The organism is Micromonospora sp. ATA51, assembly GCF_016802855.1.
Lineage (GTDB): Bacteria > Actinomycetota > Actinomycetes > Mycobacteriales > Micromonosporaceae > Micromonospora > Micromonospora sicca.
In genome coordinates, this window is the sequence record NZ_JAEVHJ010000405.1 from 1 (window position 1) to 5158 (window position 5158).

General features: G+C 76.0%; 5 protein-coding genes and 1 pseudogene. 2 read left to right on the forward strand and 4 right to left on the reverse strand.

The window, feature by feature from the left end; all coding sequences use genetic code 11:
* Positions 1 to 179: 179 nt before the first annotated feature.
* The gene (locus JNW87_RS34425; RefSeq protein WP_109805252.1) at positions 180 to 1136 is read left to right on the forward strand and encodes a zinc-binding dehydrogenase; all 957 of its coding nucleotides are present in this window, start codon (positions 180 to 182) and stop codon (positions 1134 to 1136) included.
* Between the two features lie 51 nt (positions 1137 to 1187).
* On the opposite strand, the gene JNW87_RS34430 is transcribed toward JNW87_RS34425, so the two are convergent.
* The 3 genes from JNW87_RS34430 to JNW87_RS34440 all read right to left on the reverse strand — a co-directional run bounded on the left by JNW87_RS34430 (position 1188) and on the right by JNW87_RS34440 (position 3453).
* The gene (locus tag JNW87_RS34430; RefSeq protein ID WP_109805251.1) at positions 1188 to 2291 is read right to left on the reverse strand and encodes a hypothetical protein; all 1104 of its coding nucleotides are present in this window, start codon (positions 2289 to 2291) and stop codon (positions 1188 to 1190) included.
* 308 nt (positions 2292 to 2599) lie between these two features.
* A complete protein-coding gene (locus JNW87_RS34435; RefSeq protein ID WP_109805255.1) occupies positions 2600 to 2857 on the reverse strand; it encodes a DUF6457 domain-containing protein in 258 nt (85 codons plus the stop codon).
* A complete protein-coding gene (locus JNW87_RS34440; protein ID WP_375373582.1) occupies positions 2854 to 3453 on the reverse strand; it encodes a molybdenum cofactor guanylyltransferase in 600 nt (199 codons plus the stop codon). The genes JNW87_RS34435 and JNW87_RS34440 overlap by 4 nt, the downstream gene beginning before the upstream one ends.
* 339 nt (positions 3454 to 3792) lie before the next feature.
* Here JNW87_RS34440 and fdhD point away from each other — a divergent pair, with 339 nt between their 5' ends.
* On the forward strand, positions 3793 to 4653 hold the full coding sequence (gene fdhD / locus JNW87_RS34445; protein ID WP_109805250.1) for a formate dehydrogenase accessory sulfurtransferase FdhD: 861 nt from the start codon (positions 3793 to 3795) through the stop codon (positions 4651 to 4653).
* A 157-nt stretch (positions 4654 to 4810) separates the two neighbouring features.
* Here fdhD and JNW87_RS34450 read toward each other — a convergent pair.
* Positions 4811 to 5035 (reverse strand): annotated as a pseudogene (locus tag JNW87_RS34450) (DUF4192 family protein); the annotation flags it as partial.
* Between the last annotated feature and the right edge of the window lie 123 nt (positions 5036 to 5158).

Consider the following 5158-nt stretch of genomic DNA (forward strand, 5'->3'; position numbering starts at 1 on the left):
GCTCCAGGCCCGCCGGGCCCGCTCGCGGCCGGCCGCTCGCCGCCCGTCGACCGCCGGACCGCCGGACCCACCGGCCGGCTGCCGGTCACCCGACGCGGCGCACCGCTCGCCGGTCGCGGGGTTGACTTGAATCCCGGTTGAGGTTGTTCAGTGGGGGCGGGACGGCGGAAGGGGGACAGGTGCGCGCGGTGTGGCTGCGGGAGTTCGGGGGTCCGGAGGTGCTGGTGCCGGGGCCCGCGCCGGATCCGGTGCCCGGACCGGGGCAGGTGCTGATCGAGGTGGCCCACGCCAACCTCACCTTCGTGGAGACCATGTTCCGGGCGACCGGCTTCGGGCCGTTCCCCGCCACGCCGCCGCTGATCCCCGGCAACGGGGTCGGCGGCGTGATCGCCGCCGTCGGTCCCGACGTCGACCCGGAACTGGTCGGCCGGCGGGTGGTCAGCGGGACCGGCGGCTCGGGAGGCTACGCCGAGCGGGTCGTGGTGAACCACGACCTGCCCGTCGAGGTGCCCGCCGGGCTGCCGCTGGACGAGGCCGTCGCGGTGTTCGCCGACGGCCGTACCGCCACCATGCTGGCGCACACGGCGCAACTGCGGCCCGGCGAACGGGTGCTGGTCGAGGCGGCGGCGGGCGGGGTCGGCATCCTGCTGGCGCAACTCGCGGCGGCGGCCGGCGCGCGGGTCGTCGCCGCCGCCGGGGGCGCCCGGAAGGTCGCCCTGCTGCGCGAACGCGGCCTCGACGTGGTGGTGGACTACCGCCGCCCGGACTGGACCGACCAGGTCCGGGCGGCCACCGGCGGCGTGGACGTGGTCTTCGACGGGGTCGGCGGGGCGCTGGCCCGGGCCGCGTTCGACCTGCTGGACGCGGGCGGGCGGATGCTGAGCTTCGGGCTGGCCAGCGGCGCCTGGGCCGACCTGCCGGCCGACCTCGTGGCGGCCCGCGGCGTGACCCTGCTCCGCCCGACCGCCGACCCGCCGACGCTACGCGGGTTCACCGAGCGGGCGCTGGCCGAGACGGCGGCCGGGCGGCTGCGACCGCTGATCGGGCAGCGCTTCCCGCTGGAACGGGCGGCCGAGGCGCATGCGGCGATGGAATCCCGGGCCACCGTCGGCAAGACCCTCCTCGACCTCCACTGAGGCCGCCCGCGCGCCTGCCCGCGTCCGCGCGCCCGGGTCCGCCGTGGGCGGTCAGAGGTACATGCCGGTGCGGTGCTCATCCTGCGGGCGGGACGGCTTGTCCCCCTCGCCGAAGAAGCGCTTGCCGCCGAACTCACCGTGCAGCCGGTCGTCCAGTTCGTCTGCCAGCCCGGTCATCACCTGGACGGCGAGCATCAGGTGGGTGGGCTGGAAGTTCCGGCCGAAGACCGGGATGGAGGCCCAGACCGTGTCGTCGGCGCAGTAGAGCCGGCCGATCGGCATCCGGTTGGTCAACTCGGAGAGCTTCACGTAGAGGCGCTCGGTCGGCTCGACCTCGGTGAGCACCGGGGAGAAGACGTCGACCAGGGGCGGATTGTCGCGTACCCGGACGAAGACCATGGCGGAGCCGGCCCGGATGTTGATGTCACCGTCCGAGTCGACCTGCAACTGGTCGGACGTCGACTTGAGCATCGTGGAGACGACCGTACGGACCCGCTCCTCCAGCGCCAGCACGTCGTTCTCGCCGGCCTGGGCGGTGGCCGCCGCGGCCAGCGCCTCGTCGAGGTCGGACTCGACGTCCCGGTCCGGCCCGAACTCGCTCCGCGCCGTGCCCATGGGCTCCACCGGCAGCGGCTCCCCCTCGGCGTCGTGCACCAGGTAGACGAGGAAGGCGGGGTGCGGCGCGCCGTAGACGTCGCGCAGTGTGCGGGAGAGTACCGCCGCGAGCCGGGTGGCTTCGGAGACGTCGCAGCTCAGGCCGAACTGCTCGCCGGAGCCCTCGACCACGCCGGGCGGGGACCAGCCGAGCGCGATCATGTCGGCGACGGCGGCCCGATCCAGCCGGTAGCCCTGCGGCAGGGTGGCGTTGCCGACCGCCCGCGCGGCGAGCCTGCCCTCCGCGCCGGCGTCCACGCTGATCGAGTAGACGGCGTCCCCGGTGCCCGAGGCGGTGGGGTCGAGGGTCAGCTCCACGTGCGCGCCGGTGGGCAGGCCCCGCAGCCGGTCGGCCAGCGCGCGGGCGAACTCCCGCCAGGCCTCGGTCACCTTCGCCCGCAGGTCGGCGGTGGTCGGCTCGTCCAGCAGGATCGACTCGTACTGCTCCGGCGCACCGCCGGCCGGGTCATCCGTCGGCACCGAGGAGTGGTCTGCCGTCATGATCGCCTCCGTCCGTCATGGCCACCCTACCCACGGACGGTGGGGGCCGAATCAGGCCGACCGGGATCGGACACCGGCCCGCCAAGGGTCCGCCGCGACCAGCCACATCCCGCCGGCGAGCGGGCCGGGTCGCCGCGCCGCGACCGCCGAGCCGGGCCGGCGCCGTCCAGCTGTCCGCCCACTCGGCCGGGCCGCCGCCCACCTCGATCGACTGTTCGCCCCGCGGGTGCCGTCCAGCTCGATCGGCTGTTCGCCGGCGGGCGCCGTCCAGCTCGATCGGCTGTTCGCCCCGAGCCCAGCTCGATCGGCTATTCGGCCGGGCCGGTGCCGTCCAGCTCGACCGGCCAGCTGGCGGCCAGCTCGCTGAGCCGGGACGCCGCCCCGGCGGCATCGGCGCCGCGCCCCACGGCGAGCCCCAGCAGGTACGCGGACACCGGCGCGCCCGGACGCAGCACCTGGTGGGCCACGTCCCGGGCCAGGTCGAGCACGACCGGCACGGGCACCTGAGCCGGGTCGAGACCCAGCTCGGCGCAGGCCGCCGTGACCCAGTCGTCCATCACCGTCATCGTGTCCACTCCTCGGCCCGGCGTACGTCATCGTCAGTGTCGCAGTCGAACCAGGGCGGCGGGCCGGAGCCGGACCAGGCCACCTCCCGCACCGCCAGCCCGGCCAGCAACGCCCGCACCGGAGCCCCGTCGAGCGTGTCGCCCCGCTGCCCGGCGAGCCGGTCCAGGGCGGCCCGCAGCGCGGCGACCCGCCACACGCCGCAGAGCTGCTGCCGACGCCCGTCACCGTCGACGTAGCAGGCCCCGTCGACCGTCGACCCGGCGAGCTGCCGCAGCAGGGCGTCGACCGCCTCGGCGGTGAGCAGCGGCAGGTCGGCGGCGAGCAGGGCGACGGTGGCCGTACCCGGGTCGAGCAGGTCGATCCCGGCCCGGGTGGCGGCGACCGGGCCACCGCCGGACGGCTCCTCCCGGGTCACCCGCACGCCGGGCGGGACGGAACCGGCCGCACCGACCACGATCCGCGACTCGGCCTGGGCGACCGCCGCCAGCACCCGGTGCAGCATCGGCCGGCCGCCGACCGGGCGCGCCGGCTTGTCCACCCCGCCCATCCGGCGCGCCGCACCACCCGCGAGCAGCACCGCCGCGTACGCCGTCACCCGGCCACGGTAACCCGGGCCGCCACCCACGGCCGCCGGGCGCCCGTGCGCACGGCGGCTTGGTCCACTCGGGGTGCGGCAGGTCGCCGTGTCCGAGCCCTCGATAATCGCCGTTCGCCGCAACCCGGGTGCGGCACCCGCCGCACGTCGCCCTGCGGAACGCGCCGGACGCCGCCCTGCGGCACGGACACAGCCCTCGCTCTGCGGCACCGGCCGGGGCCGTCGCCCTGCGGCGCGGGGCACACCGTCGCCCTGCCGAAACGCGCCGGGCCGCCGCCCTGCGGCACGCGCCGTACGCCCGCCGGGCGACGGGGCGGCCGGGCGGGGCAGGATGGCGGGATGGGACGGGCGACTGATCGGCGCGGGGTGCTCCGGATCGACCTCGACGCGGCGGCGGACGGACGCGCCCGGATCCGCAGGCAGGACACCCTGGCCGTGGAGGAGCCGTTGGAGATCCGGGTCGGCCGGGCCGGCCCCGGCCGGCGGCGCCCGCTCGCGGTGACCATGCGCACCCCCGGCGACGACCTGGACCTGGCGATCGGCTTCCTGCTCACCGAGGGGCTGATCCGGTCCGCCGACGACGTGCACACCGCCCAGCTCTGCGCCGGGGCGGAGACGCCGAACACCTACAACGTGGTCGACGTGGTGCTGGCCCCCGGCGTGCCGGAGCCCGCCACCGACCCGTCCCGCAACTTCTACACGACCAGCTCGTGCGGGGTCTGCGGCAAGGCGAGCATCGACGCCGTACGGACCCGCTCGCTCTTCGCGGTGCGGGACGACCCGGTGACCGTGCCGGCGGAGGTGCTGGTGGCCCTGCCGGACCGGCTCCGCGCGGCCCAGCGGGCCTTCGACCGGACCGGCGGACTGCACGCGGCCGGCCTCTTCACCCCGGACGGCGACCTGGTGGTGCTGCGCGAGGACGTGGGTCGGCACAACGCCGTCGACAAGGTGGTCGGCTGGGCGGTGCGGGAGCGGCGCCTGCCGCTGGCCGGGCACCTGCTGCTGGTCTCCGGCCGGGCCAGCTTCGAGCTGACCCAGAAGGCGTGGATGGCCGGCGTGCCGCTGCTCGCGGCAGTCTCCGCGCCCAGCACCCTCGCCGCCGAGCTGGCCGACGACGCCGGCATGACCCTGGTCGGCTTCCTGCGCGGCCGGACCATGAACGTCTACGCCGGCGCCCACCGGCTCACCGAGGTCGACTGAGCCGGACCCGGACCTGGTCGCCCGGCTGCACCGCCACGCCGGAGCCACCGACCGCGTCCAGCGGGCGGTACCCGGCAGCGTCGCCGGTGACGGGCCGGCGCCGCAGATCCGCCCGGCCCGACGGCGGCAGCCGGCGCGGACGAACCGTCGCCCGTCATCAGACGCTCCGGCGTGGGATGCGGCGGCAGGCCCGGCGGCGGACCACCCCGGGAAAACCGACGGCCGGCCAACCGTCCAGCTCGGACGGGGGCACGCCGCGCCGGAGCAGGTCGTCGAGGAGCAGCGCGAGGGAGTAGTCGGGACGGGCGGCGAGCACCCGTTCCAGGGCCACCGCCGCCAGGGCGCCGTAGCCGGCCCGCCATGCGGCGAACACCAGCAGGCTGACTGATTTGATTAAGAATCCTCGGTGATCATAGATTGATCGTGTGGAATTTCTTCGGCTGTCAAAGGCCGTGAAGCGTCTCGGTGGTCATCCCGTGACGCTTGGTCTTTGGGCTGGCTCGGG

Coding starts and splice junctions, on each gene's coding strand:
- JNW87_RS34430 (WP_109805251.1), bottom strand. CDS start 2,291: ATGACGGCAGACCACTCCTCGGTGCCGACGGATGACCCGGCCGGCGGT.
- JNW87_RS34435 (WP_109805255.1), bottom strand. CDS start 2,857: ATGACGGTGATGGACGACTGGGTCACGGCGGCCTGCGCCGAGCTGGGT.
- fdhD (WP_109805250.1), top strand. CDS start 3,793: ATGGGACGGGCGACTGATCGGCGCGGGGTGCTCCGGATCGACCTCGAC.